Source organism: Lactobacillus sp. UMNPBX16 (genome assembly GCF_002553775.1).
In the GTDB taxonomy this organism is placed as follows: domain Bacteria; phylum Bacillota; class Bacilli; order Lactobacillales; family Lactobacillaceae; genus Lactobacillus; species Lactobacillus crispatus.
The window spans coordinates 72,063-97,731 of sequence record NZ_PCYU01000030.1 but is presented as its reverse complement, the minus strand read 5'-3'; the positions used below and the strand labels follow the sequence as shown (position 1 = coordinate 97,731).

21 protein-coding genes, 1 tRNA gene and 2 pseudogenes are annotated in these 25,669 nt (G+C 37.0%); 21 read left to right on the top strand and 3 right to left on the bottom strand.

Annotated elements, in window-relative coordinates; all coding sequences use genetic code 11:
* The first annotated feature begins 113 nt into the window (after window positions 1-113).
* The 9 genes from pyrR to msrB all read left to right on the top strand — a co-directional run bounded on the left by pyrR (window position 114) and on the right by msrB (window position 10,954).
* Window positions 114-656: a bifunctional pyr operon transcriptional regulator/uracil phosphoribosyltransferase PyrR gene (gene pyrR, locus CP367_RS08020; protein WP_089145986.1), complete on the top strand. Its 543-nt coding sequence runs from the start codon at window positions 114-116 to the stop codon at window positions 654-656.
* Between the two features lie 140 nt (window positions 657-796).
* A complete protein-coding gene (locus CP367_RS08015) occupies window positions 797-1,753 on the top strand; it encodes an aspartate carbamoyltransferase catalytic subunit (protein ID WP_005728145.1) in 957 nt (318 codons plus the stop codon).
* Window positions 1,753-3,030 carry a dihydroorotase gene (locus CP367_RS08010; protein WP_005719454.1) on the top strand — a complete coding sequence of 426 codons (1,278 nt, stop codon included), beginning with the start codon at window positions 1,753-1,755 and terminating at the stop codon, window positions 3,028-3,030. The genes CP367_RS08015 and CP367_RS08010 overlap by 1 nt, the downstream gene beginning before the upstream one ends.
* The gene (locus CP367_RS08005) at window positions 3,030-4,115 is read left to right on the top strand and encodes a carbamoyl phosphate synthase small subunit (RefSeq protein WP_005719452.1); all 1,086 of its coding nucleotides are present in this window, start codon (window positions 3,030-3,032) and stop codon (window positions 4,113-4,115) included. The genes CP367_RS08010 and CP367_RS08005 overlap by 1 nt, the downstream gene beginning before the upstream one ends.
* Window positions 4,108-7,296: a carbamoyl-phosphate synthase large subunit gene (gene carB, locus CP367_RS08000; protein WP_054832865.1), complete on the top strand. Its 3,189-nt coding sequence runs from the start codon at window positions 4,108-4,110 to the stop codon at window positions 7,294-7,296. The genes CP367_RS08005 and carB overlap by 8 nt, the downstream gene beginning before the upstream one ends.
* 263 nt (window positions 7,297-7,559) lie before the next feature.
* Window positions 7,560-9,086, top strand: a complete 1,527-nt coding sequence (locus tag CP367_RS07995; RefSeq protein WP_089145985.1) for an L-lactate permease — start codon at window positions 7,560-7,562, stop codon at window positions 9,084-9,086.
* A 144-nt stretch (window positions 9,087-9,230) separates the two neighbouring features.
* Window positions 9,231-10,094: a GRP family sugar transporter gene (locus tag CP367_RS07990; protein WP_023488805.1), complete on the top strand. Its 864-nt coding sequence runs from the start codon at window positions 9,231-9,233 to the stop codon at window positions 10,092-10,094.
* Between the two features lie 125 nt (window positions 10,095-10,219).
* On the top strand, window positions 10,220-10,501 hold the full coding sequence (locus CP367_RS07985; RefSeq protein WP_005726124.1) for a hypothetical protein: 282 nt from the start codon (window positions 10,220-10,222) through the stop codon (window positions 10,499-10,501).
* Between the two features lie 15 nt (window positions 10,502-10,516).
* On the top strand, window positions 10,517-10,954 hold the full coding sequence (msrB, locus tag CP367_RS07980) for a peptide-methionine (R)-S-oxide reductase MsrB (RefSeq protein ID WP_005719441.1): 438 nt from the start codon (window positions 10,517-10,519) through the stop codon (window positions 10,952-10,954).
* A 56-nt stretch (window positions 10,955-11,010) separates the two neighbouring features.
* Here the strand turns inward: msrB and CP367_RS07975 are convergent, their stop codons facing one another.
* Entirely contained in the window at window positions 11,011-13,392 is a 2,382-nt protein-coding gene (locus tag CP367_RS07975; RefSeq protein ID WP_023488802.1) for a Xaa-Pro dipeptidyl-peptidase, read from the bottom strand.
* A gap of 96 nt (window positions 13,393-13,488) precedes the next feature.
* Between CP367_RS07975 and CP367_RS07970 the strand changes: the two are divergent.
* From CP367_RS07970 to CP367_RS07945, 6 genes and pseudogenes are all read left to right on the top strand, one after another.
* A pseudogene (locus tag CP367_RS07970) lies at window positions 13,489-13,785 on the top strand (alpha/beta hydrolase); the annotation flags it as partial.
* Window positions 13,786-13,907: 122 nt separating this feature from the next.
* Window positions 13,908-14,168 carry a hypothetical protein gene (locus CP367_RS07965; RefSeq protein ID WP_005719435.1) on the top strand — a complete coding sequence of 87 codons (261 nt, stop codon included), beginning with the start codon at window positions 13,908-13,910 and terminating at the stop codon, window positions 14,166-14,168.
* 121 nt (window positions 14,169-14,289) lie between these two features.
* Complete coding sequence (locus CP367_RS07960) at window positions 14,290-14,616, top strand: hypothetical protein (RefSeq protein ID WP_005721964.1); 327 nt, start codon at window positions 14,290-14,292, stop codon at window positions 14,614-14,616.
* Window positions 14,617-14,675: 59 nt separating this feature from the next.
* Entirely contained in the window at window positions 14,676-15,491 is an 816-nt protein-coding gene (locus CP367_RS07955) for a Cof-type HAD-IIB family hydrolase (protein ID WP_089145984.1), read from the top strand.
* A 333-nt stretch (window positions 15,492-15,824) separates the two neighbouring features.
* A complete protein-coding gene (locus CP367_RS07950; protein WP_023488800.1) occupies window positions 15,825-17,405 on the top strand; it encodes an ABC transporter ATP-binding protein in 1,581 nt (526 codons plus the stop codon).
* Window positions 17,405-18,985, top strand: a complete 1,581-nt coding sequence (locus CP367_RS07945) for an ABC transporter ATP-binding protein (RefSeq protein ID WP_054832867.1) — start codon at window positions 17,405-17,407, stop codon at window positions 18,983-18,985. Before CP367_RS07950 ends, CP367_RS07945 begins: the two co-directional genes overlap by 1 nt.
* 45 nt (window positions 18,986-19,030) lie before the next feature.
* Here CP367_RS07945 and CP367_RS07940 read toward each other — a convergent pair whose 3' ends face one another.
* The gene (locus tag CP367_RS07940) at window positions 19,031-19,387 is read right to left on the bottom strand and encodes an arsenate reductase family protein (protein ID WP_005721969.1); all 357 of its coding nucleotides are present in this window, start codon (window positions 19,385-19,387) and stop codon (window positions 19,031-19,033) included.
* 12 nt (window positions 19,388-19,399) lie between these two features.
* A complete protein-coding gene (locus CP367_RS07935; protein ID WP_005721971.1) occupies window positions 19,400-20,296 on the bottom strand; it encodes an alpha/beta hydrolase in 897 nt (298 codons plus the stop codon).
* Window positions 20,297-20,452: 156 nt separating this feature from the next.
* Between CP367_RS07935 and CP367_RS07930 the strand changes: the two genes are divergently transcribed.
* The 6 genes and pseudogenes from CP367_RS07930 (at window position 20,453) to CP367_RS11010 (ending at window position 25,638) form a co-directional block, all read left to right on the top strand.
* Window positions 20,453-20,526, top strand: a tRNA-Arg gene (locus CP367_RS07930).
* A gap of 262 nt (window positions 20,527-20,788) precedes the next feature.
* The gene (locus tag CP367_RS07925; protein WP_089145983.1) at window positions 20,789-22,027 is read left to right on the top strand and encodes a GH25 family lysozyme; all 1,239 of its coding nucleotides are present in this window, start codon (window positions 20,789-20,791) and stop codon (window positions 22,025-22,027) included.
* Between the two features lie 159 nt (window positions 22,028-22,186).
* Window positions 22,187-23,078 (top strand): annotated as a pseudogene (locus CP367_RS07920) (alpha/beta hydrolase).
* Between the two features lie 3 nt (window positions 23,079-23,081).
* Entirely contained in the window at window positions 23,082-24,875 is a 1,794-nt protein-coding gene (locus tag CP367_RS07915; RefSeq protein ID WP_089145982.1) for a DUF2207 domain-containing protein, read from the top strand.
* Window positions 24,876-24,922: 47 nt separating this feature from the next.
* The gene (locus CP367_RS07910; protein ID WP_005719430.1) at window positions 24,923-25,102 is read left to right on the top strand and encodes a 2-hydroxymuconate tautomerase; all 180 of its coding nucleotides are present in this window, start codon (window positions 24,923-24,925) and stop codon (window positions 25,100-25,102) included.
* A 101-nt stretch (window positions 25,103-25,203) separates the two neighbouring features.
* The gene (locus CP367_RS11010; RefSeq protein ID WP_232500968.1) at window positions 25,204-25,638 is read left to right on the top strand and encodes a hypothetical protein; all 435 of its coding nucleotides are present in this window, start codon (window positions 25,204-25,206) and stop codon (window positions 25,636-25,638) included.
* Window positions 25,639-25,669: the final 31 nt, after the last annotated feature.

Sequence of the window (25,669 nt, the reverse complement as noted above, 5' to 3'; positions counted from 1 at the left end):
ATTAGTCCCGTGAGGCTAGCAAGGCAGGCTTAACTTAAGTTTCGACTTTACTAAAGCTCCTAGTCTCAGTTGAGATTGGGAGCTTTTTTCATGGGCAGAATTAGGAGGCTATAATGGCAAAAGAAATCTGGGATGCACTAGCAATGAAGCGTGCTTTAACCCGTATTACTTACGAGATCATTGAACAAAATAAAGGAACCGATGATTTGGTTTTGGTAGGGATTAAAACGCGAGGCGTTTACTTGGCTAAACGAATTCATGACCGTATTCAGAAATTGGAAGGCGTTGATGTACCAGTTGGTGAATTGGACATTACCTTATATCGGGATGATCGTCATGATGCTAGTTTAAAGCAAGATCCAGTTGTCAATTCTGATCAAGTTGATGTTAATATTGATGACAAGCATGTTGTTTTGGTTGATGATGTTATCTATACTGGACGAACAATCAGAGCGGCGATGGATGCTTTGATGCACGTTGGTCGCCCAAGTTCAATCAGAGTCGCAGTGCTAGTTGATCGTGGTCACCGTGAATTGCCAATTCGTGCTGATTTTGTTGGTAAAAATATTCCAACTTCTGCCAATGAACAGGTTGCTGTTAATGTAATTGAGAAGGACGGCAAAGATTCAGTTGAACTGAAGGCTTTACCAAAATAAAAAGAAGATAGTTAAATATCCAACCATTTAATTGACTCCAGAGAGGGCCAGAAGGGTTGATTTCTTTTCGTGTACACGGGAAGACTCTAGGCCTGGAGCAATTAAATGCTTCAGGCTTTTTTGTATAGAAAGAATAGAAAATGGAAAATTTAAATCTTGTTAATTTACCACATTTTGTGAGTGTTGAAAATTTGGATAGTAATGAAGTAGAGGCCTTAATCAGGAGAGCTGAGTACTTCAAAAAAGGCGGTGCAACACCACGTTTAACTAAGCCAGTTTATGTAACTAATATGTTTTTTGAAGATTCATCTAGAACACATACGAGCTTTGAAATAGCTGAAAGAAAACTAGGTTTGACAGTTATTCCTTTTGATCCGGCTCATTCGTCTGTTAATAAGGGTGAAACCTTATATGACACTTCATTAATTATGAACGCCTTAGGTGTCAACTTAGAAGTGATTCGTCACTCACAGAATGAGTATTACAATGATTTGATTAACTTAAAAGAACATCAACATTTAAATATTGGTGTGATTAACGCTGGAGATGGTAGCGGTCAACATCCTAGCCAATGTATGCTCGATATGATGACTATTCATGAACATTTTGGTCACTTTAAAGGCTTAAAGGTTGCAATTGTTGGTGATATTACTAATTCTAGGGTTGCAAAAAGTGACATGGAACTTTTGACTAGGTTGGGCGCTGAAGTTTACTTCTCAGGTCCAAGTTACTGGTATGATAAAGAATTCGATCAATATGGTAAGTATGAAGAAATTGATCAATTAGTTTCAAATATGGACGTGATGATGCTCTTACGGGTTCAACATGAACGTCATGCAGGCGATCCTAATGAAAAGACTTTTAATGCTAAAGCATATCATGAAAAATATGGTATTAATCATCAACGCTATAGTGCATTGAAGCCCGACACCATCATCATGCATCCGGGTCCAATTAACCATGATGTTGAACTTAGCGGTGATTTAGTTGAAAGCGATAAGTGCATGTTTGTCAGACAAATGCAAAATGGTGTGTTCATGCGTATGGCAATGATCGAGGCAGTATTGCGCGGTAGACGACTTGGAGGATTAGAATAATGGCAACAGTAATTAAGAATGGCACAGTTTATCAAAATGGTCGTCTAATTAAAGCAGATGTTTTAATTGAAGATCAAAAGATTAAAGCAATAGGGACTAACTTAACGGCAGATAAAGAGATTGATGCAAGTGGCAAGCTAGTTAGTCCTGGACTGGTTGATGTCCACGTTCATTATCGTGATCCCGGACAAACTTACAAGGAAGATATTAAAACCGGTAGTGAAGCCGCTGCTCATGGTGGTTTTACTATGGTAGGGGCAATGCCTAATGTAACGCCTGTACCTAATACGCCTGAGCTAATGCAAAAAATGGTACAAGAAAACAATGAAAAAGGTGTGGTTCATATTTTTCAATATGGACCAATCACTAATGATGAAACTACTGATGTCATTCCTGATTATGCAGCATTGAAAAAGGCTGGTGCTTTTGCCTTAAGTAATGATGGTCATGGAGTCCAAACTGCTCAAACGATGTATTTGGCAATGCAAAAAGCCAAGGAAAATAATTTGATCATTGCTACTCATGCACAAGACGATTCGCTTTTTAATAAAGGGATCGTGAATGAAGGACCTAAAGCCAAGGAATTAAACTTGCCGCCAGTAACTGAATTAGCAGAAACAACGCAAATTGCTAGAGACTTGCTTTTAGCACAAAAAACGGGCGTCCATTATCATATTTGCCATGTATCAACTAAAACTAGTGTAGAACTGGTTCGAATGGCTAAGGCGCGTGGAATCAATGTTACCTGTGAAGTAGCGCCACACCATATTTTATTAACAGATGACGATATTCCTAAGGACAACGGTTATTATAAGATGAATCCGCCATTGAGAAATAAGGAAGATCAAGCGGCGTTACTAGTGGGACTACTAGACGGTACAATCGATTTAATTGCGACTGATCATGCTCCTCATGCTCGCAATGAAAAAGAAGGTGGCATGAAGGGCGCAGCCTTTGGTATTACTGGTAGTGAAACAGCATTTTCTACTTTATATACTAAATTTGTCAAAGAAGAAAAAGTCTTCACCTTGGAGCAGCTTTTATCATGGCTCTCCGATAAACCAGCTAAAACGTTTGGCTTAAAAAATGCCGGGGTACTTGAACCAGGTAAGCCAGCTGATATTGCGATTTTTGACTTAGACCATGAAACTGAATTAAAAGAAGAAGACTATAAGTCAAAAGGCGTTAATACACCATTTACGGGCGACAAGGTGTATGGTGAAACTGTAATGACCATGGTTGATGGTCAGGTTGTATACAGAAGGGATGAACAATAATGCGGTATTTAATCCTAGAAGATGGTAGCATCTATGCTGGCGAGGGTTTTGGCGCTGATTGCGAAACAGTTGGTGAAGTTGTATTTACAACAGGGATGACTGGTTATCAAGAAGCAATTACCGACCAATCTTATGCCGATCAGATTTTGGTTTTCACTAATCCTTTAATTGGAAACTATGGTATTACCTTGGCAGATTATGAGTCACTTGAGCCAAGGATCAAAGGCGTAATTTGTCACCAGGTTGCCCGTCATCCTGATAATTGGCGAATGCAGACAACCTTACCAAAGTTTTTGGAGCATTTGAACATTCCAGGTATTCAGGGAATTGACACGCGTGAATTAGTTAAAAAATTGAGAGTTCACGGTACATTACGTGGTAAGATTGCAGATTCAAAAGAAAATGCAGAAAAAATTGCGGCAGAATTAAAGATTAAGAATGTAACTCAAGGTGTAATTAGCCGAGTATCAACCAAGTCACCATATCCAGTTCCTGGTTCGAAACGCAATATTGTGGTTATCGACTTTGGAATTAAACACAGTATTTTGCGTGAACTAGCAGAACGTGATTGTAATTGTATTGTTTTACCATATACAGCTACTGCCCAAGAAGTATTAAACCTTCATCCAGATGGTGTTCTTTTGAGTAACGGCCCTGGTGATCCAGAAGAAATGGTAGAGGCAACTAAAATGGTGCGTGAAGTAGAAAAGCATGTTCCTTTGATGGGAATTTGTATGGGACACCAAGTCTTTGCTTTAGCTAATGGGGCTAAAACTTACAAGATGAAATTTGGGCACCGCGGTTTTAATCACCCTGTACGAGAGATTGCAACTGGTAATATTGGTTTTACTTCACAAAACCATGGTTATGCTGTGTCTGCAGATTCAATTGACAAGGATAACTTAATGATTACCCACGTTGAAGTCAATGATGGGACGGTTGAAGGGTTACGTCATAAGAAATATCCTGCATTTTCAGTGCAATTTCACCCTGATGCAACACCGGGTCCTCATGATGAGGTTTCATTATTCGACGACTTTATGTCAATGATTGATCAGAGAAAGGAAGAAGAGCGTCATGCCTAAAAGAACAGATATTCATAAGATTATGGTGATTGGCTCAGGTCCAATTATTATTGGTCAAGCTGCAGAATTTGATTATTCTGGTACACAGGCATGCTTGGCTCTGCGCGAAGAAGGCTATGAAGTAGTTTTAGTTAATTCCAACCCAGCTACGATCATGACTGATACAACAATTGCAGATAAGGTGTACATTGAACCTCTGACAGTTGAATCGATTTCACGAATTATTCGTCAAGAATATCCTGATGCTATTTTGCCAACACTTGGCGGTCAAGTGGGCTTAAACATGGCTATGGAACTTGCCAAAACAGGAATTTTGGATGAATTACACATCGAGCTTCTAGGTACTAAGCTGCAATCTATTGAACAAGCCGAAGACCGTGAAAAATTTAAGGAATTATGTAAGTCATTAGGTGAACCAGTTCCACCTTCTAAGACAGTTAATACAGTCGAAGATGCCTTAGCTTTTGGAGATGAGATTGGCTATCCGATCATTGTTCGTCCTGCCTTTACGATGGGTGGTACCGGTGGTGGTATCTGTAATAATCATGAAGAATTAGCAGAGATTGCCAAAAATGGATTGGAACTTTCTCCTGTAACTGAATGTTTGATTGAAAAATCAATTGCGGGCTATAAAGAAGTAGAATTTGAAGTAATGCGCGACCATGATGACAATGCAATGATTGTCTGCTGCATGGAAAACTTTGATCCGGTAGGGATTCACACTGGTGATTCAATTGTCTTTTCACCAAGTCAAACTTTATCTGATAAGGAATATCAGATGCTTCGTGATTGTTCACTGCGTTTGATTAGGGCTTTGAAAATTGAAGGGGGATGCAACGTTCAACTTGCTCTTGACCCAAATAGCTTTAATTATGATGTAATTGAAGTAAATCCGCGTGTTTCAAGATCATCTGCTTTAGCTTCTAAGGCAACTGGTTATCCAATTGCTAAGATGGCTGCCAAGATTGCCGTTGGTATGACTTTGGACGAAATCAAGAACCCTGTAACTGGTACTACTTATGCCGAATTTGAACCAGCTCTTGATTACGTTGTCTGCAAGATCCCTCGCTGGCCATTCGATAAGTTCCCTAAGGCTGACAGAGTTTTAGGTACTCAAATGAAGGCTACCGGTGAAGTTATGGCCATCGGTAGAACTGCAGAAGAAGCTATGCAAAAAGCGGTAAGATCACTAGAAATTGATGAAAAAGATCTTTACTCACCAGAAGCACACGTAGCTAGTGATGACCAATTAGAGCAAAAATTAGTCAAAGCTCAAGATGATCGTCTCTTCTATTTAGCTGAGGCATTTAGACGTGGTTATTCAGCTGAAGATATTCATGAATTAACGAAGATTAATTTCTACTTTTTAGATATCGTGCAACATATGGTTGAATTGGAAAAGACACTTGAGGAAAATAAAGATGATGTTGATGTATTGCGCTTAGCTAAGAAATATGGCTTTAGTGATCCAACGATTGCCTCTTTGTGGAATGAAACTGCAGATGAGGTAAGAGCATTTCGGAAAAAGCATGGCATCATCCCAGTCTACAAGATGGTTGATACATGTGCTGCTGAGTTTGAATCAAAGACACCATACTTTTATTCAACTTATGATGCTGAAAATGAATCACATAAGACTGGTAAGAAGTCGGTGATCGTTATTGGCTCAGGTCCAATCAGAATCGGTCAAGGTGTTGAATTCGATTATGCGACTGTTCACTGTGTCAAGGCCTTGCAAAAGATGGGCTACGAAGCAATTGTTATCAATTCTAATCCTGAAACTGTTTCAACTGACTTCTCTATCTCAGATAAATTATACTTTGAACCATTAACTTTGGAAGATGTCTTGAATGTCTGCGACTTGGAAAAGCCAGAAGGCGTGATTGTTCAATTTGGTGGTCAAACCTCAATCAATTTGGCTCATGGCTTAGAAGAACATGGCGTCAAGATTTTAGGCACTAAAGTAGCTGATGTTAACCGTGCAGAAGACCGTGAACTGTTTGATCAAATCATTAAGCAACTTCATTTGAATCAGCCTCAAGGTTTAACTGCAACTACTCATGAAGGCGTACTTGAAGCTGCTGATAAGCTAGGCTATCCAGTTTTAGTCCGTCCAAGTTATGTTTTGGGTGGTAAGGCGATGGAAATTGTCTACACCAAGGCAGAGTTAGAAGAATACTTGCAAGACCACGTTGATATTGCAGCAGACCACCCAATCTTGGTTGATGATTATCTTGATGGTCGTGAATGTGATGTTGATGCAATTAGTGATGGTAAGGAAGTTCTTTTGCCAGGAATCATGGAACATATTGAGCATGCCGGTGTCCACTCTGGTGACTCAATGGCTGTTTATCCACCACAAACCTTCTCTGATGAAGTTAAAGAAAAGATTACTGATGTCACTAGAAAGCTTGCTTTGACTTTGAACTGTGTCGGCATTATGAACATTCAATTCATTGTCAGAGATGGTGAAGTTTACGTAATTGAAGTTAACCCTCGGGCAAGTAGAACAGTGCCATTTTTAAGCAAGATCACGGGTATTGAAATGGCTCAGGTCGCTACCCGAGTAATTATGGGCGAAAGTTTGGCTGAACAGGGCTACGGTGATGGTCTTGCCCCAGAGCCAGACATGATCTCTGTTAAAGCACCAGTCTTCTCCTTCAGCAAATTATCGGACGTTGATGCATATCTCGGGCCAGAAATGAAATCGACAGGTGAAGTAATGGGGAGTGATCACACTTTTGCCAAAGCTCTCTACAAAGCTTTTGCAGGTGCTAAGATGCAATTGCCTGAAAATGGTAATGTATTACTTACCATCGAAGATCGAGACAAAGAAAAGATTTTACCAATTGCCAAGAGATTTGCGCGGATTGGCTACAGAATCTTTGCTACTAAGGGTACAGCTGATTTCTTGCGTAGTCATGATTTGCATGTTGATCCAGTAACTAAAGTGCATGAAGATGAAGACGCCAAGGATAATATCTTGAATGAATTAAGAAATGGCAAGATTGACTTGGTTATCAATACGATGGGTCACGATATTGAAAAGAATTCTGATGGCTTCATCATTAGACAGGTTGCCATTGGTCAAAATGTACCATTGATTACAGCACTTGATACTGCAGATGCTTTGCTTACTAGCTTGGAGAATAGATCATTTGCTACTGATGCTTTGAAGTAGGATAGTTGAATAGATAAAAATAATGCATTTCTCTATTGAAGTAGGAGAATGCATTATTTTTTATGCAAAAAATAATTTTCACAAGTGAGCTAATAATTCTGAGATAAATAAACGATAGATAGCATTCAATCAAGATATTGTGAAAAAAATATGTATCACAAACTTTATTATAGAGCCATGATTAAGAATATTTCACTATCTTTTGTAAGCGAATACATTTATAATCTGAGATAAGGAAGTGAAGTGTTTAGGGGGAAATAAAAATGTGGATTTCGTTTTTATTGGCTTTAATTCCAATTATTTGGCTTATTTACTCTTTGGCAATTCGAAAAATGCCTGCTATTAAAGCATGCAGCATTGGACTATTAATTACTATCGTATTGGCTATACTGGGATTTAACCTCTCTATAGTTGACATTTTGACGGGTGCTTTAGAGGGCATTCTGATGGGGCTATGGCCAATTGTTTATGTAATCGTGGCTGCACTGTTTACTTATAATGTAAGCAATTATTCAGGTGGAATTAAAATTATTCAAGATACTTTGTCGTCAATCACTACTGATCAGCGTATTTTAGTTTTGATTATCGCATGGGGATTTGGCGGATTCTTAGAAGCAATTGCAGGTTTTGGGACAGCAGTTGCAATTCCCGCTGGGATATTAATTGGATTTGGTCTTAATCCGATTAATGCCGCCATAATTTGTTTAATTGCTAATACTACACCAACTGCCTTTGGTGCAATTGGATTACCAGTGATTACACTGAGTGACGTAACTAATTTGCCCGTTACTCCATTATCATTTGTTATTACTTTACAACTTGCATTATTAATTATTATAATTCCGTTTTTATTGGTGATTCTAACAGGTGGCGGAGTTAAAGCTATCAAAGGAGTGGGATTAATTACCCTGATGTCTGGTTTGTCATTTTCAATTCCGCAAATTTTGGTAGCAAAATTTGTTGGTCCAGAGTTACCAGCAATTGTTGGTTCAATTTGTTGTATTTTGACTACAGTTCTGATGGCAAAATTATATCATCATCAAGATAATGACATAAAAGAGAATATTGAGAAGCACAGCGCTATCGAAATTTTGCGTGCAAGTTCACCATTTATTTTAGTGTTCGTATTTGTGGTTCTTGCTTCATCACTGTTTCCAAATATTCAGCATCTATTGGGAAAAGTGACTTCTTATATTAAGGTATATACTGGGAAAGATACAGAACTGTTTAAGATTAATTGGCTTTCTTCACCAGGAACATTAATTTTGCTAGCTACTTTTATTGGTGGATTAATTCAAAAAGTTAGTTTCAAGAAATTAGGACAAATCTTAAAATCAACAATTTTTGGATTATGGAAAACATTAATTACAATTTGTTCTATTGTGGCTTTAGCCAAGGTAATGGGCTACGCAGGAATGACTTCAGCAATTGCGGCAGCATTAGTAGTTCTAATGGGACCAATATATCCATTAGTTGCACCGTTAATTGGTGCTTTGGGTACGTTTATTACAGGATCTGATACCTCAGCTAATGTTCTTTTTGGTAACCTGCAATTGTCTTCAGCTAAGGCTTTAGGCGTAAATAGTAATTGGGTAGTTGGTTCAAATATGGTGGGAGCAACTGCTGGAAAGATGATCTCACCTCAGAGTATAGCTGTTGCTTCAGCTGCAATTGGACAAGATGGATCTGAATCAATAATTTTGAAGCAAGTGGCTAAATGGTGCTTACTGTATTTGGGAATAATTTGTATATTCCTATATGGAATAGGCTTTGCCGTAGGATTTTTATAAAAATAATTTAAATAACTCTTGGTGTTCTGATATATATTGATTTGCACTTGTCATCCATTAATAGTAAATCGCTTGCATTAAAAGCGCTTTCGTTGATAGAATGCTTTTTGTAACTTTTTTACATTAATAAGGGAGACAAAACGAATGAGTTATTTATTTCTGTTTATTCCGGCAATAGGATGGGGTCTTATGCCCATGTTTGTTGCTGGTGTCAAGAAGAGTAACATTTACCACCAAATTTTAGGTACCGTTCTTGGTGCATTTATCTTTGGTGCTGCAGTTACTCTCATTAAGCGTCCATCTTTTAATGCGACTACTTTTATTTTAGCAATGTTAGCTGGTGCTGCTTGGGTTATTGGTCAAGTTGGTCAGTATTACAGTTATTCCAAGGTTGGGGTTTCTGAAACTATGCCAATTTCAACTGGTTTGCAGTTGATCGGTGTGCCACTTGTAGGTGTGTTGATCTTTGGTGAATGGGCAAGCACTCAAGCTAAATTGTTTGGATTTTTAGGGATCTTAGCTTTAATTATTGGTGTAGCATTTACATCATTGACTGACAAAGGTACATCTGAGGGTGGAAAAAAGAATCAGACCACTACAATGATTGTGCTGGTATTGACTACACTTGGTTACATTACTTCAAGTTCCATTCCAAAGGCCTTGAAGGGTGACAGCGTAATGATTTTCTTTGCTGAAACCATTGGAATGTTGGTTGCAGCAATTGTTTATTTAATTGCAACTAAGCAAACACAAGTCTTTAAGGAAAAAGAAAGTTATCAAGTAATTCCTGCCGGTGTGATTTACGCAATTGCTGCTCTTGCATACATTGTTTCAGTTAAGATGAACGGTGTAAACCTAGCCTTTGTTATGTCACAACTTTGTGTTGTTATTTCTACTCTTGGTGGTATCCTTTTCTTACACGAAAAGAAGACACAAAAAGGTCTTATTTATACTGTGATCGGTTTAATATTAATTGTTGCCGGTGCAGTTTTGACCTCAGTATTTTAATGAATTTTAAATAAATATTGAATGAACTCCAACATGATAATTGTTGGAGTTTTTGAGTAAAAAAGTCATGAATAAATATAAAATGAATTAAAATATAAGTAGAAGCCAAAGAGAGGATGATTTCTATGAGTGATAATACAGTATACGTGATCGACGGTCGTCGGTATGCACGTAATGGAGAAATTGTCGAGCATAATGTGCATGTTTATAGTTCTTATCAAAATCTGATTGCTGCATTTAAGCCATTTTTGGAAGTTTCAAATAAAGAAGTGCATATGAATGGCAAAAATGAGATGCTTCAGGTTAGAATATATGATCCATCAAATCAATTTTTGACAAAATATAAATTTGATATTTATGAAAAGAAAATAGATAATTTCTTTCCAAGTACTACTGAACATATTTAGCAAAGGAATGATCCAATGACTTTTAACAAAGAAGAAAAAGAGCAAGCTTTAAAGCGGCTAACTGATGAGGAATATAACGTAACTCAAAAGGCCGCTACAGAATATCCTTTTACCGGAAAATATGATGATTTTTATGAAAAGGGGATTTACGTTGATGTAGTGTCAGGTGAGCCACTTTTTTCAAGCTTAGATAAGTATAATGCAGGCTGTGGTTGGCCTAGTTTTACTAAGCCAATTAAGAAATTAACTTACCACCGCGATCAATCGCACGGAATGGAGAGAACAGAAGTTAAAAGTCCCGAAGCTGATTCTCACTTAGGTCATGTTTTTACTGACGGCCCAGTGGATCAAGGTGGTTTACGTTACTGCATTAATTCCGCAGCATTGAGATTTATTCCATATGATCAGTTGGAACAGGCTGGCTATGGTGAATATAAGAAAATATTTGAATAAAAAATACGGCAGATACTTAAAATAAATATCTGCCGTATTAGTTTATATATTAAAAATTATTTCTCATAGAACTTAATTTCAGTATTGGCCAAATCAACTGTATAAGTTTCTTCTTCAAGTGGTCGTTTAGTCATTCCTTCATCAGTTGAGTAGATGATCAAGGCCAACTTACTACCAGATGGAAGAGTGTAGTAGGTAGGTTGAAGCAAGAAGTCTAAATCGTAGAACTTGTCAGCATCAATCTTCTCAGGTCTTTTCATGTCCTTATAGTTTTGTAAGTTCATGTGAGCCTTAGTGATCAACTTAGCCTTAGTCTTCTTGTCCGGCACAAATTCTTGCAAAGTATCAGTGCCAAATCTATAGCCAAGTTCTTGACCGCCGCGCATTAAGAACTTAGGTGTAGCGGTTAAGCGTCTTCTTTCTCCCAATTCAACTAAAGCAACAGAAATTTGTCCCTTAGGTAAGCTGCCTTTAACTCTAACTTTTACTTCAGGACGACCGACAATCGTAGTTGGGTGAATAAATTCGTCTGTTTTAAAACGCAAACTTGGTTTAGCCCATTTTTCATCACCACAGATGAACTTGTATAGCCAGTCGCTTTCTGAGATGTCAGCCTTCTTAAATTCAATGCCACCTTCATCGACAAATGATTGTTGTGCTTTGCCATTGCCATCTTGGAAAAGCTCGCCGTCATCAGTTGGGTAGTAGGTCTTCTTTTGACCTAATTCATTTGACCAATCCTTTTCTTCGTGCCACTTGTCAGCTTGCAAGTTGTCCTGGATCATGACGGTTGGCCATTGCTTGTAAGCATTGTTTTCAATCCCTAGTAATTCATGTACAAACCAAAGGTTCATCAAGTCAGTAAAATCAATAGAAACAAAGTTGTTCATATTGTAGTGAGGACCTTGGTGTAGGAAAAGATGATGCTTCATTGGCATTTTTTTGACTAGTTGCCAAATTTTATAAACATTCTTTGGCTTAACGTTCCAGTCATTTAAACCGTGAACAGAAATCCAAGAACATTTGATGCCGTCAGCGTGATGGCGGTAGTTTCTTGCTTCCCAAAAGTTGGAATATTGACCGGTTTCACGGTCTTCTTTTGTTAAAAGCTCTTTTTGCATCTTGTCGTATTCTGGTTTGATCTTTAAGTAAGAACCTGCATCCCACAAGTTTGATTGACAAGTTTCAGCCAGTAAATCAAGGTCTTCACCTTGGCAGGCTTCGGGTGCGATTACCAAACCGTGTTCACGGTAATAGTCATACCAAGAAGAAATAGCGGCTTCAGAAACCACAGTTTTCAAGCCTTTAACCCCAGTAGTGGCAATAGCAATTTGCAAAGTGCCTAAATATGAACGACCAGTCATTCCGATATTGCCATTGCACCAGTCAGCTTTAGTTTGAACAGATCTAGTACGGTCAGTGTAAGCGATACGATCGCCGTGGAGCCATTCGATAACTGCAGCAGCTGATTCAGTTTCTTCAGGTGCACCAGTAATACGAACTCCATCACTACCGCGGGTACCAATTGCTCCAGCAAAAACACTGGCAAAACCACGAGCAAGCATATACTCATTTAATGGATAAGAAGATTTATGTACTGCTTCTTCGGTAGCTGGGTGGTTAGAGTCGTCTGGCTGCTTTGCTTTAACTATTGGTGAATGAACATATTGTGGATCATTCCAATCGGCGGCATCAGATAAATTTTCGTCAACATTATGGTTACGCTTTTCATTAGCGATAATTCCGCCGAAATATGGTGAAGCAGTATAAAGGGCAGGCACTTTTAAGCCTTTGTTAGTTTCAGCTGGTCGGAAAACAGTAACTTGAATCAAGTCACTCTTACCATCATGATCAGTATCAAGATCAGTTTCAACGTAAACAACTTCACGAATTACTTTGTTGGTATCGAAGACAGGAATAGCTTTGCCATTGAAAAATTTAAACTTATTTTGTCCCCAGAATTGAGTAAAGTACCCCTTACCAGCCATTACATCGAGCAAAATTTGACCGTTTTTGGCGCGAGTATTGAGCAAACGATAAAAAGCAGAGATTAACCTTTTGACATCAGAAATGTCTTGGACAAAAGGTAAAGCATTCTTTTGCATAAAGCCGGTTGGATCGGCTAATTCGTAGTCATAATGAACATGATAGCCAAGTAATTGTAAGGCTACATTATAGAATTGAGCAGTACCAATTGATTCAGGCTTTCCTTTTAAAAAGTCAGCTAAAGTTTGCTCATTTGAAACAGCAAATTCAGATAATTTTGTTGTCTTAGCAGCGTCAGTTTTTGCTTCAGCAATTGTCATTTTAACGAGCTTGCCCAGCAAATCGTTAAAATTCCAGTCTGCATAATTTTTAGGTAAGAAATTGATGTCGATTAATTCTTTTACTTGTTGATCGAAGTCAGTTTCGACATAAGCGTATTGATTATATTTCATATTTTTCTCCTTTGCAGTTTAATTACTTTCTATTTTACTTTTAATTGTGGCTATAACCAATAGATATGAAAATTAATAAGTAAGAAATATTTTTTTAAATTGAATTCTGCCGGAAAACCGAACAAAATGAATGCTAGCTATCGGAAAATGACGGGTGTAAGAGAAACATATCCGAAAAATAAAGTTCGTGTTTTAAACATCATTGGTGATATTGGTGGTCAAACCGATGGAACAGTACCCAATGTATCATCTTTGTCATTAAAATATTTAGTGGCAGATCGTGCTAAAAGCTATCAGGTAGTGAAGTTTACTGGAAAAAATTCACGTCACTCCAAGTTGCATGAGAATCCAAAAGTAGATAAAGTATTAATCAAATTCCTGTGGAATAAATAAAGTTAATAATAGGCATGCGAACGTATGTCTATTTTTTGTGCCTTTTCTTAATCCAATTACTTGAATTATAAAATAATGCGTGTATAATATTTATCTAATTAATAAAGAAAGGGCATGGTTTTATGAAGCTATTAAAGACTAAAATCTTAACAATTCTGTGTGGCTTGCTAACATTGAACGGCTTAGCCATGTTGTTTTCAGGATTGATTATCCAAATGGACGAAGTTGCTGATTTTGATTCAGCCCAAAGTTTAGCAGTTGCTAATTCGACTAATGCCATTATTTTGGCAGGAATTATTATGATTTTGCTTTTTGGGGCATTGTTTTTCGATGGTTGGGCTAAGCTCAAGAACAGGCATGCTAAGCACGTTAAGTTAGTTTAATAGAATAGATAAGACTAGCTCTGAAGTGAGCTGGTCTTTTTTTGCCCAAAATTAAAGTCTTCTTTACCGTTTTTTTACTTTTGCATGTGATAATGAGCCAAAATTAATCAGGGGGATAGTTATGGGATTCTGGTATTATTATGTTTTGCCATTAGTGACGGCTATTTTATTCGTTTGGCTAGGAAACCGAGTTATGGTGACTAAAAAATGGATTAGCATAATTTTTTACTCATTAGCTGGAGTAGGCTATTTAATTGCATCGGTTTTTGCTGTTTTTTATATCTATGCAACAGTAGAAGAAATTTTAACGCCAGATATTTTAACAAAAATAGGTTGGCATTATTTTTGGAGTGATAATTTTATTTTTCTTCTTACCAGCACTGTTCTATTAACAATTAGCTATTTTGTACTAAAACGTGGTAGATTACGCAGATTACGGATGAAATAGGATGCTCAAAAATGATAAGATTATTTTTGGAAAAAATAGAATAATGATGGGGTGAAAAAATGACTTTACCATTTAAGGCAGTTGCTGTAGATATGGACGGCACGTTTTTAGATGATCGTAAGCAGTTTAATCACAAGGAATTTGATCAAATTTTGACTGAATTTGAAAAACGAGGAGTACATTTTATCGTGGCTTCAGGGCGTCCTTATGTTAGATTGAAGCAGGACTTTGGCAAGTTTGCCAGCAGAATGGATTTCGTAACTTTGAATGGCTCGAGATTAATCATCAAGGGTCAAGAAGCTGGCAGTTATTTGCTTAATCGCGATGACGTTTTAAAGCTAATTCATGATGTACATGTGAAATATGGTGAAATGGCTACAATGGTTTTTGGCCGAGATATTGCATATTTGCATAGCAATGTTGAAAAAGATGAACGCGACTTTTTGGCTTACTTTGCTGGTAATAGTACCGTGATTGATGACTGGAATGATTTGCCAGAACAGATTTATCAGATAACCTTTGGCATGGATAGTTCCAAGGCAGCGGAGATTGAACGTGATTTTAATTTTGAACATAATAACCAGATCTCTGCTTTTGCTTCCGCTACTTTTGCCATTGATGTTAACACACAAGGTGTTAATAAAGGCGCCGGATTAAAGCATCTCCTAGAAAAGATGGGGATGACAGGGGATGACCTGATTGCCTTTGGCGATGGGGGTAATGACATCGATATGTTGAAATTTGCCAAATATTCTTATGCAATGGCAAACGGTATGGACAAGGTAAAAAAGCAGGCGAAATATATTGCACCGGCCAATACGGAGAACGGTGTTTTCAAAGTTTTGCAAAAATATTTAGCTGAAGATAAAAAATAGCTTGTAAAATTAAATTAATATGATATAGTTTTAATTAACTTATAGAAATAGAGGAAATTGCCATATGATTCGTTTACTGAATCTCTAATATTTGATTTGTTGTTTAGCAAAATACTGTCTTTGCACCTTGTTTAGTGCACCCATTTTTTGCTTGCATACCAAGTATTAGCAGTAGATGAATTGAGGGTGGTTTTCTTTATCGAAATCAACCTTTATTTGTTGCACTGTTAATAGGATGTGAGCATCCAGAACAGTGCTTTTTCTTTGCGACAAATCATGTTAGAGATTTTTTTGCTGATTATACGTTTTTGTCAAAAAAGAATGAGGAAAATAATGGGTTTAAGAGATTATATTAAAGCTAACCGTCAGCGGGCAATGTTAGTTCTGTTTTTGATTACGCTAACGCAACTGACAACTACAATGTACACCTACTTAACTAGTCCGCAGTTAAATGCAATTGCAAGTGGTAAATTCGAACTGTTTTTGGAATTAATCTTTGTACAATTTTTAATTGGACAGGTCTGCAATGTCAGTTTTAATTGGGGAAGTTTACAAAATACCAAACAAACACAGACACTTTTTCATCAGGTAAGACAGCGAATTATACGACATTATTATCAGCAGCCTGAAGACAAAGTTTCAGAGATGGAAAATCATTTGGGAAATGACTTGCAGTTAGTGCAAGAGAGTTACTATAATGTTTACTTCTATTTTGTTTGTGACTTAATTTATATTATTTTAACTATTGGTACGCTGTTTACCTTTCATTGGATATTGGTTGTCTATACGTTATTAGTTACTTTGCTTGCAGTAGTAGTGCCGAAATTGACTGAAAAATATACCAATCGAGCAACTAAAGCTGTTTCTATCCAAAATAAGCAATTTTTGCAGTTGTTAGAAAAATGGTTCAAGGGTTTAGATGAGCTGCGACGCTACCAGAATAAAGTTGTTTTGAAAAAGGTGGTGGGACAACAGAGTCAGAAACTAGAGCAGAGTGAATATCAGCGAGATAAATTGCTACATTATACTAGCTTAGTGTCTGCGATATTTAATATAGCTGGTCGTGTTGGTGTTCCATTTATTGCTGGAATTTTGTTTTTCAATCATCAGGTAAATTTAGGAGCGATTCTGACAGCGGGATATTTTGCCAATGGAATTTTTTATAGTGTAGATAGTTGCGTGAACAGATATACGCAATTAAAATCAACGAAAACTTTGCGGGATGATCTGGCTAAATTGCAAAAGTGTTTACCAGAAAAAGGGTATGATTCTTTAAAACAAATCGCTACCGTTCAAATAAAAAGCTTGTCAGTACAATATCCAAATGGTGAAAGAATTACTTATCCTGACTTTGAACTGAAGAATGGTGAAAAGGTTCTATTGACTGGTGATTCAGGTACAGGAAAATCAACTTTATTAAAAGTTTTGTTAGGGCAAATTAAGCCAAGTACGGGTGAAGTAATCTATTGCGATAAAACAGGAAAAAAGATCAAACCTGATTTACGTCAATTAGGTTATTTGGCACAGGACTTATTGATCTTTCCTGGCAGTATTCAAGAAAATATTACTATGTTTAAGCCTAAGCTTAATAAAAAAGCTGTACAAGTGATTCATAAGACGGTTTTTGATAGTGATCAAGCGCGTTTGAAAAATGGGATAGAGACACAGCTTGATCCACAACAGGAATTGCTGTCTGGTGGACAGAAACAAAAGGTAGTTTTAATGCGGGCGTTGTTGCATGAGAAGCCGATTCTGTACTTAGATGAAGCAACTAGTGCAATTGATCAACAAGCAACGACAAAAATCTTCCAAAACTTAATGCAAAGTAGAGCAACAATTTTGGCCGTTGCACACAATTTAACCGTAGAACAACGAGCATTGTTTGATCGTGAAGTTCACTTGGAGGGAAAATAATGAGTAGCAAAGAATTATTTAAACTTAATCCAATTAAATTCTGTCTGGCTATGGGACTACAGATTATTGCAGCAGTTGGCGAAGTAGTTGTAGCTTATGTGTTAACTTTGCAATTTGATGCTGCCAAAAATAGAAACTTGAGTTTATTTTTAACTTGGACATTAATCCAGCTGTCTAGCTATGTCATGGTATTCTTATTCTATAATTTGGCGGGAATCATTTGGCAAAAGTTGATTCAAAATTACCTGCATTTAATTCGGCAAGAACTAACAGATCATTATTTTGCCGATAGTCAAAAGCATGCGGTTAGTGCAGTGCAAAATCGGATGACTAATGATTTGAAACTGTTACATAATGACTATTTAGATTCGTTCCGCTATGTAGTAGGGATGCTAGCCGGTATTGTCGGTGTAGCCTTTAGCTTGGTGACTTTTCAGTGGAGTTTGTTAGTTGCTTGTTTAATTTTTGCCGCAATTCAGATTTATTTACCTAAATTACTGGATAAGCCATTACAAAAAGCTACTGAAAAGGTATCAGTAGCTAATCGAAAGTATTTGAAGACTTTAGGTGATTGGTTAATTGGCTTATCAGAAGTTCGTCGCTATTTGGCTAGCGATAAGCTTTTTAAGACTATTGCTGAAAATTCAGGACGCTTGGAAGCAGCAAATATTGAGAAGGAAAAAGTAGATCAGGAATTAGATTATCTGAATCAATTGGCTTATTCATTAGGAGATGTGCTAATCTTTCTTTTAACTGGATTTTTGGTAGTGAATAATTGGGCTGCTTTTGGTTTGATTGCCAGCATTGGCAACTTCAATGGAGCACTATTTGGTTCTTTGCAAGGAGTTGCTAATTATGGTGGAAGAATGCGAGCAACGAAGAAATTGCGAGAAGAGATTTTTGTAGCTAGAAAGAAAATTCAGTCTGAACAGAAAAGTAATTTAGAACAAGCGGTTAGTTTTTCAATCCATAATTTAGCTATCGATTTTAGAAACGGTGAGGCCGTGACTTTCCCAGATTTCCAAGTTAAAGCTGGAGAAAAAATTTTACTAACAGGTGATTCAGGTACAGGAAAATCAACTTTACTCAAATTGATTTTAGGTGAATTGCAAGCCAGTCGCGGCAAGATTCAATACTTTAATCAAAAGGGTGAAAAGATTCAACCTGATTTAGCTGAAATTGGCTATTTGCCGCAAGATCCAGTGTTATTCCCAGTAACGATTGTTGAAAATATTACGATGTTCAATTCAAAATTGCTAAGTCGAGTTAAATCAGCCATTGAAAAAGTTCAATTTGCAGGAGATATTGCTAAGTTTTCGGCCGGCATTGAGACTAAGATTGACCTTGATCAATTGAATATTTCTGGTGGTCAGAGGCAGAAAATTGTTTTAGCTAGAAGCATGGTACACCAGAGTAAGTTGATTTTGATTGATGAGGCGACAAGTGCAATTGATCAGGCGGCTACGATGAAAATTTTGCGTCAGTTGACTAAGACGGATGCAACGATTGTATTCATTGCTCACAACTTTAATCAAGAAATGCATCAATTGTTTGATCGTGAAATTCATTTAAAGAAATAAAAACAAGCTCATAACCTTAAAGTTACAGGTTATGGGCTTGTTTTATTATAGCCAAATTTGTTCGAAAATATCTTCTTTAAAACCGCAAGTTAAATTACTGTCATCAACGACTAATGGCCGCTTGATTAACTTACCATTTTTTGACATCATATCTGCAGCTTCTTCAATCGTCATTGTTGGCACTTTTTCTTTCAAATTTTCTCTGCGGTAATCTTGACCGTGTGTATTGAAGAAATATTTTAGACCACGATCTTGATATTTGGTCATCCATTTTACCAAGTCTTCTTTTTTCGGTGGCTGTTCAACTAAATCTTGAAATTCGTAGTTGACCTGATGGTCATCCATCCACTTGCGTGCTTTACGTGAGGTAGAGCAACGTTTATAACCATAAAATTTAATCATTATTTTCCGTCCTTATTTTTGTAAAAATTTTCTAAAAAATTCAATTTCTTCATCATTGGCGATATCAGCTAGCTCGTCTTTTTGATCAACAAAGAACACATGACCGCGAGGATTGTCTTCATCACCATAGGACTTGCAGATGGCGTGAACACCGCGACCGAGCAAGAAGCCAAAGAGGGTAAATTGCATGTCATGCAAAAAATCCTTGTTAGCCGTGATTAAAAAAGTCGGCAAGAAATTGTGATTGATATATTTTTCAACGTCGAGTTGTTCATGATACTTGTTAACTGCATTTTTAGTGAAGTAGGCGCTAGCCATGCCATCTAAATTGCTTGGGGTTAACATGAAGGAAGCAGCACAATTCAAGCCGACAGCCCTAAATTTTAAGTTCAATGGTTTGTAAGAAAATAACTTGGCATAATCTGGATTAGTCAAAATAGTGACATACTGCTCAGCCATTTGACCACCGGCGCTGTCGCCAACGATAAAAACGTTGTTGCGATCTAGACGATATTCTTCAGCGTGCTCATCAACCCAATGCATGTAGCGATCAACATCGTCTAATTCATCAGGGAATTCCGCGTTTTCTGGTGCAAGACGATAGTTGGGATTGATGAAAGCAAAACCGCGCTTAGCTAAACCCATTCCATAATATTGGTAGATTTCTTTAGTACCATAAACCCAACCACCGCCGTGAATATTGATGATGACAGGGAAGGGAGCTTCGTGCTTTTTGGGTAAATAAACATCTAAAGTATGCCACTTTTCATCTGGACCATAAGGCAGATTATCAAGACGTTCAACTTCAGGGATGTCGTGAGGCAAGCCACTGTCACGTTTGGTGTCATGCTGATATGCACCATCTCTAAAGTCAGTAACAAACTTTTTGATTTTATCTTTAAGTTCCATAATTGTTCTCTTTTCTAGTAATTATCTATGTTAACTCAATTATACTTTAATTGAATTTGAAAAAATAAAAACTTTTTTGAAAAATCCTCTTGCATTTTAATTAACGTTTCCCTATAATAGTTTATGTTCTGTTGAGGACATACAAACATACAAGATGGTCTGGTAGCTCAGCTGGATAGAGCAACAGTCTTCTAAACTGTGGGTCGTGGGTTCGAATCTCACCCGGATCATAAATTAAGCCTGTAAGCATTGGTCTTACAGGCTTTTTACATACCTTAGGTATCTATGTGCTAAATTTTACTACAAAGACAATATTTTTTTGCATTTGATATTGTATGATACAAATATATGACAATTATTAACTTAATCTTACATTATTAGTGAATCAGTTGACTAAAGTTTGGAACGAGCTTATTCTAAAATTGATTTCCAAAAAATAGGATCGACAAGTGTGAACGACAACTATTTTTAACATTATCGGAGGAATTAAGATTGACTACAACCAAAAAAATCATTGTTAGATTGGCATGCGCGACTGTTCTTGGTACGGCAGGGGTAGCGCTGACACAAGTAAGTAGACCACAAACTGCAGTTGTGAACGCTGCAACTACCTCTGTTGCAGCCCGCGCACTTGGAGTTGATGTTGCTAGTTATCAAAACGCTGACTTGTCAAGTCATGCGCAAGCTGGAGCACAATTTGCAATTGTTAAAGTTAGCGAAGGTACTTCCTATCGTAACCCTAAGGCATCAAGTCAAATTTCAACGGCTTTATCAAATAATATGATGCCAATGGCATATCACTTTGCTACTTTTAGTTCAAATGCAAGTGCTGCTGCTGCAGAAGCAAATTATGCAATTCAAACTGCACAAGCATTTGGACTACCTAAGGGCTCATATATTGCTTGTGACTATGAAACGGGCTCAGGCAATAACATTTATGGTGGTAAAACGCCAACGGCTAATGCAATTATTGCTTTTATGGACACTATAAAAAATGCAGGCTATAAGCCACTTCTTTATGCTAGTTCATCAGTTTTACAAAATAATATTGATACTAATAGTGTAATTGCCAAGTATCCTAACTCATTGTGGGTCGCTTCATACGCTATTTCAGGTAGAATTGATAGTCCAAACTTCAATTACTTCCCATCAATGAATGGCGTTTCAATTTGGCAATTTACTGATAATTGGAAGGGATTAAGCGTTGATGGAAATATTGCTGTTTTACCATTATCAATTGACGGTAATGTAACTTCCAACAATGGCGCAATTTCACAAGCTCCAGCTACCAGCAACACCAATTCTGCTAGCTCTTCAAATGCTTCATCAAATACTTCGAATAAGAGTACTTCATCAGATGATGATAAGGGTTCAGCAACTGCTGGCTATGTGATGAAGAAATCATATATCTATAATAAAAAGGGTGAGCGTCAAAGCGGCTACTATGCAGCTTATACTAATATTACTCATTATGGTGTAGTGACTCTTGATAATGGTAAGACTGCCTTAAACATGGGCAATGGTCGTTACATTATGGCAAGTAATGTTTTAGGTAATTCACGTGTACTTAAGCACAATGCTTATGTATATAATAACAAGGGAAACCGCGCTAACTGGAGAGTGCTTAGAAAAGGTACGCCAATTAAGACCTATGGTTCACGGATGCGCGTTAATGGTAAAAGCTGTTACCGAATCGGACGTAACATGTACGTTAAGGCGGCTAACTTTTAATTAAAAAATTGAATTTATCAAGAAGGAATTAAGCTTAAAGGTTTAATTCCTTTTTTCATGCCGTTTTTTGTATAATTAAAAGTATTCAGGAAACGCCTGAATTAATTAACTGATAGGGATGAAATAAACTTGAAAAAAAGATTTATAGCAATAATATTGATGCTACTGACTTTAACGGGTTGTACTATAAAAAGTACTACGCCTAAAAAGTACTACGCCTAAGAAGGCTAAGTCGTCAGTTAAAACGGTTAAAGTCGATAAACAGCAATCTAAGGAAAAACAGGCTAAGTATCAAGTGATAGACCAAGTTTGGCGAATTCAACAAGATGGCGTTGATATTTATGGTCATATATATCTACCACAGGGTTTAGCTGGTAAGAAGAAAGCAGTAATTTTGGCTCACGGATTGGCAGGAAATTACCGTGATCTAACCAGTTATGCTAAATATTTAGCTAGTCGTGGCTATGTTGCCTATACTTTTGATTTTCCTGGTGGAGCTAAGAATGGTCAAAGTAGTGGTGTAGATCAATTAAAGATGTCAATTTTTACAGAAGAAAAGAATCTACAGCTGGTATTAAATACAATTAAAAATAGGACTGATGTTGACCATAAACAAGTGTCTTTGCTAGGCGAGAGTCAAGGTTGAGCAGTTGCCGCAATGCTCGCAAGTAAATATCCGCAAGAAGTAAAGTCATTGATTTTGCTTTACCCTGCCTTTTCGATCACTGATTATGCGCAAGCGGCTTTTAAATCAGAAAAACAAGTGCCAGACAAGCTCAACCTATTTGGCTTCACAATTGGTAAGGCCTATTTTGAAAACTTGTTCAAGTATAACTTGTTAAAAGAAGCAACTAAGTATCATGGTCCAGTTTTAATAATGCATGGTACAAGTGACATGATTATTCCAGATTCTTATTCAATTAAGGCTAATAAAAAATTTAAGCACTCGAAATTATACTTATTTAAGGGTGCAGGTCATGATTTTAAAGGTAAATATCATAGTCGAGCAGATACTTTAATTGATAAATTTTTGCAGAAAAATGGGAAATAAATAATGAAGAAGAAATACCTTGGTTTAGTGGCTTTATTAAGCCTATTGAGCGTTTTTGCTATTTGGGGTCAAAGCGTTAGAGCTGATGTTGATTATGATATTGATAATGTTAGAGCCATAGCAAGAGTTAATAAAGATGGTTCACTGACAATGCATCGAACAATTAAGTATTCATTTGATAGTGATGCTCGCGGCGTTTATTATAAGCAAAATCTGGCTGTAAAACAGAAGTTGAGCAACATTCAGGTTAAGGTCGATGGACAAAATATAAAGGCCGCAACAACGGGCAAAAATAATACGTATAAATTGCAAAAGCAGGGCAATTCTTATAATTTTAAGGTTTATCATCGAATTAAGGAAAATGATAAGGTTAAAGTTGAGTATTCTTATCTAATTCACCGGGCAATTACTAATTATCTTGATACAGCTGAGCTGAACTTTAAAATAGTTGGTAACGGTTGGGATACTGACTTAGATCATGTGCGTGCTGAAGTGATTTTTCCTGGGGCAGTTAAGGGGCTAAAAGCTTGGGCTCATGGGCCACTAAGTGGTTACACTCAGGTTTTGCCAAAAGAGGGCAAAATTATTATGACTGCTGATGATGTTGCAGGAGATAGTGGTGTCGAAGTACATGCGATTTTTCCAACTACGGTAACTAGTGCTAATCAGAATATTGTTAAAGAAAATAAGAAAAGAGCAATTGAAAAACAAGAAGCAGCATTAGCAAAAGAAGCTAATCAGAAGCGTCAGCGTAAGCAGATGCTTAGTATAGGATTGATGATCATTTCAGTACTTGTCGGTTTTGTGGTGGTAATTAGAGGCTTTTTTATTAAAAAAGTTGGAGTTAAGCCAAAAATAGAGCGCGATTTAGTACATAATTATGAAATTCCAGATATATCACCTACTACTGCGCAAATTTTGGATGAAGCTGATAAACCAAATGTTAAAGCATTTGTAGCTTATTTGATGCAATTAGCTGGTAAAAATAAAATTAAGATCGAAAAATATCAAACTAAACATTTAAAGCGGACTAATTATCGAATTACTTTAGTAGATGATAGTGTTTTGACTGATGACCTGTTAGACTTTATTTTTAACAAAGTTGGTGATGGTAAGTCATTTACAACGAAAGATTTGCGGGATTATACTTCTAAAAAATTGGGTAGGCGTTTTGATAAATGGTGTGACGGGCAATATAAGCAAGTTGAGGATAAGGACTTGCTTGATAAAAAATATAAAAAGCAGCGTAGCAACTTCCGAACGGGGATGCTCATGGGAATGATTGCTAGCTTTGCGATCTGGGTAATTAGCTTAATGATGGCAAATAATATACCCAGTTTTGTGATAATAATTGGAATCATGATGATCGTCTTAGAAGTTGTTGCATTCATAGTGGGCAATTCTCGTTTAAGTATTTATACCCAAAAAGGTGCACTTGAGACAGATCAAGTTCGCGGCTTTAAGAAAATGCTAAACGATATTGGTCAATTCAAGATGAAAGACGTCGGTGATCTGATTTTATGGGAAGACATTATGCCGTATGCTGTAGCGTTTGGTCTATCCAAAAAGGTATTGAAGCAGCTTAAGATTGAATTTGCAGATGAATTAGATGCTGCACCAGTTCTGTTTTATAGTGGATTCTATAGTAGCAGTAGTGACAGTTTTGAGCATAGTTTTGAACGTAGCTTCTCTTCAGCCGTGTCTACTGGTTCATCTTCAGTTTCTGGAAGCTCAGGTGGATTTTCAGGTGGATCGTCTGGCGGCTTTGGTGGTGGCAGCGGCGGTGGTGCTTTTTAGTGAGAAATTTTTATACTATAATTAAACTAAAAAAGGAGGGCTAAATTATGCCATTTGTACATATTGAATTAATTAAAGGTCGCTCAGATGAGCAGATTACTAACTTAATGAAGGATGTTACTGAAGCAGTGCACAAGAATACTGGTGCGCCTAAGGAACACATTCATGTAATTATTAACGAATTAGGTAAGCATACTTATGGCCAAGGCGGCGAGTGGAGAGCTTAATAATTAGGAATTGTAGTAAAAGACGACTCGATTGTGAGTCGCCTTTTTATATAGTTAAATAGATAAACTTGTATTAGAGCCTTAAAGCTATGTGTGCATAAATGAATTATTTATTTAGAATCCCACGTAATATAATGATGTTGATGTCTAGATATTTACGAGGAGGATTTGCCCTAGCTGGAGCTGCAAAGCTATTGAACTTTATGCAGCGAGCTGATGAAATGGATGCCGCACAATATAATCGTCGTGCGAATAAGATTAATAAAATGCATTTGTTACGAACAAAACCAGGTGCCGTTTTTATCTATAACAAACGTGGCCAAATTTTGAATAAAAAGTCAGGTTGGGTTCCAATGGGCACAATCTTGCGTCGACCAAAAGGCCTTTATACCATTAAGGGTAAAAAGTACTATTACTTTGGTAAAGGATTGTTCTTCCCAAAGAGTGGGACAGAACCCTATAGAATTCCTAAAAAGCATATAAGTACAGCAGGTGAAAATTTCGCTAATTGGTTCAATTGGCTTAGAACTCGATAAATAGAAAAATTAGGAAGCAGGCAATATAAAG

Coding starts and splice junctions, on each gene's coding strand:
- pyrR (WP_089145986.1), top strand. CDS start 114: ATGGCAAAAGAAATCTGGGATGCACTAGCAATGAAGCGTGCTTTAACC.
- CP367_RS08015 (WP_005728145.1), top strand. CDS start 797: ATGGAAAATTTAAATCTTGTTAATTTACCACATTTTGTGAGTGTTGAA.
- CP367_RS08010 (WP_005719454.1), top strand. CDS start 1,753: ATGGCAACAGTAATTAAGAATGGCACAGTTTATCAAAATGGTCGTCTA.
- CP367_RS08005 (WP_005719452.1), top strand. CDS start 3,030: ATGCGGTATTTAATCCTAGAAGATGGTAGCATCTATGCTGGCGAGGGT.
- carB (WP_054832865.1), top strand. CDS start 4,108: ATGCCTAAAAGAACAGATATTCATAAGATTATGGTGATTGGCTCAGGT.
- CP367_RS07995 (WP_089145985.1), top strand. CDS start 7,560: ATGTGGATTTCGTTTTTATTGGCTTTAATTCCAATTATTTGGCTTATT.
- CP367_RS07990 (WP_023488805.1), top strand. CDS start 9,231: ATGAGTTATTTATTTCTGTTTATTCCGGCAATAGGATGGGGTCTTATG.
- CP367_RS07985 (WP_005726124.1), top strand. CDS start 10,220: ATGAGTGATAATACAGTATACGTGATCGACGGTCGTCGGTATGCACGT.
- msrB (WP_005719441.1), top strand. CDS start 10,517: ATGACTTTTAACAAAGAAGAAAAAGAGCAAGCTTTAAAGCGGCTAACT.
- CP367_RS07975 (WP_023488802.1), bottom strand. CDS start 13,392: ATGAAATATAATCAATACGCTTATGTCGAAACTGACTTCGATCAACAA.
- CP367_RS07965 (WP_005719435.1), top strand. CDS start 13,908: ATGAAGCTATTAAAGACTAAAATCTTAACAATTCTGTGTGGCTTGCTA.
- CP367_RS07960 (WP_005721964.1), top strand. CDS start 14,290: ATGGGATTCTGGTATTATTATGTTTTGCCATTAGTGACGGCTATTTTA.
- CP367_RS07955 (WP_089145984.1), top strand. CDS start 14,676: ATGACTTTACCATTTAAGGCAGTTGCTGTAGATATGGACGGCACGTTT.
- CP367_RS07950 (WP_023488800.1), top strand. CDS start 15,825: ATGGGTTTAAGAGATTATATTAAAGCTAACCGTCAGCGGGCAATGTTA.
- CP367_RS07945 (WP_054832867.1), top strand. CDS start 17,405: ATGAGTAGCAAAGAATTATTTAAACTTAATCCAATTAAATTCTGTCTG.
- CP367_RS07940 (WP_005721969.1), bottom strand. CDS start 19,387: ATGATTAAATTTTATGGTTATAAACGTTGCTCTACCTCACGTAAAGCA.
- CP367_RS07935 (WP_005721971.1), bottom strand. CDS start 20,296: ATGGAACTTAAAGATAAAATCAAAAAGTTTGTTACTGACTTTAGAGAT.
- CP367_RS07915 (WP_089145982.1), top strand. CDS start 23,082: ATGAAGAAGAAATACCTTGGTTTAGTGGCTTTATTAAGCCTATTGAGC.
- CP367_RS07910 (WP_005719430.1), top strand. CDS start 24,923: ATGCCATTTGTACATATTGAATTAATTAAAGGTCGCTCAGATGAGCAG.
- CP367_RS11010 (WP_232500968.1), top strand. CDS start 25,204: ATGAATTATTTATTTAGAATCCCACGTAATATAATGATGTTGATGTCT.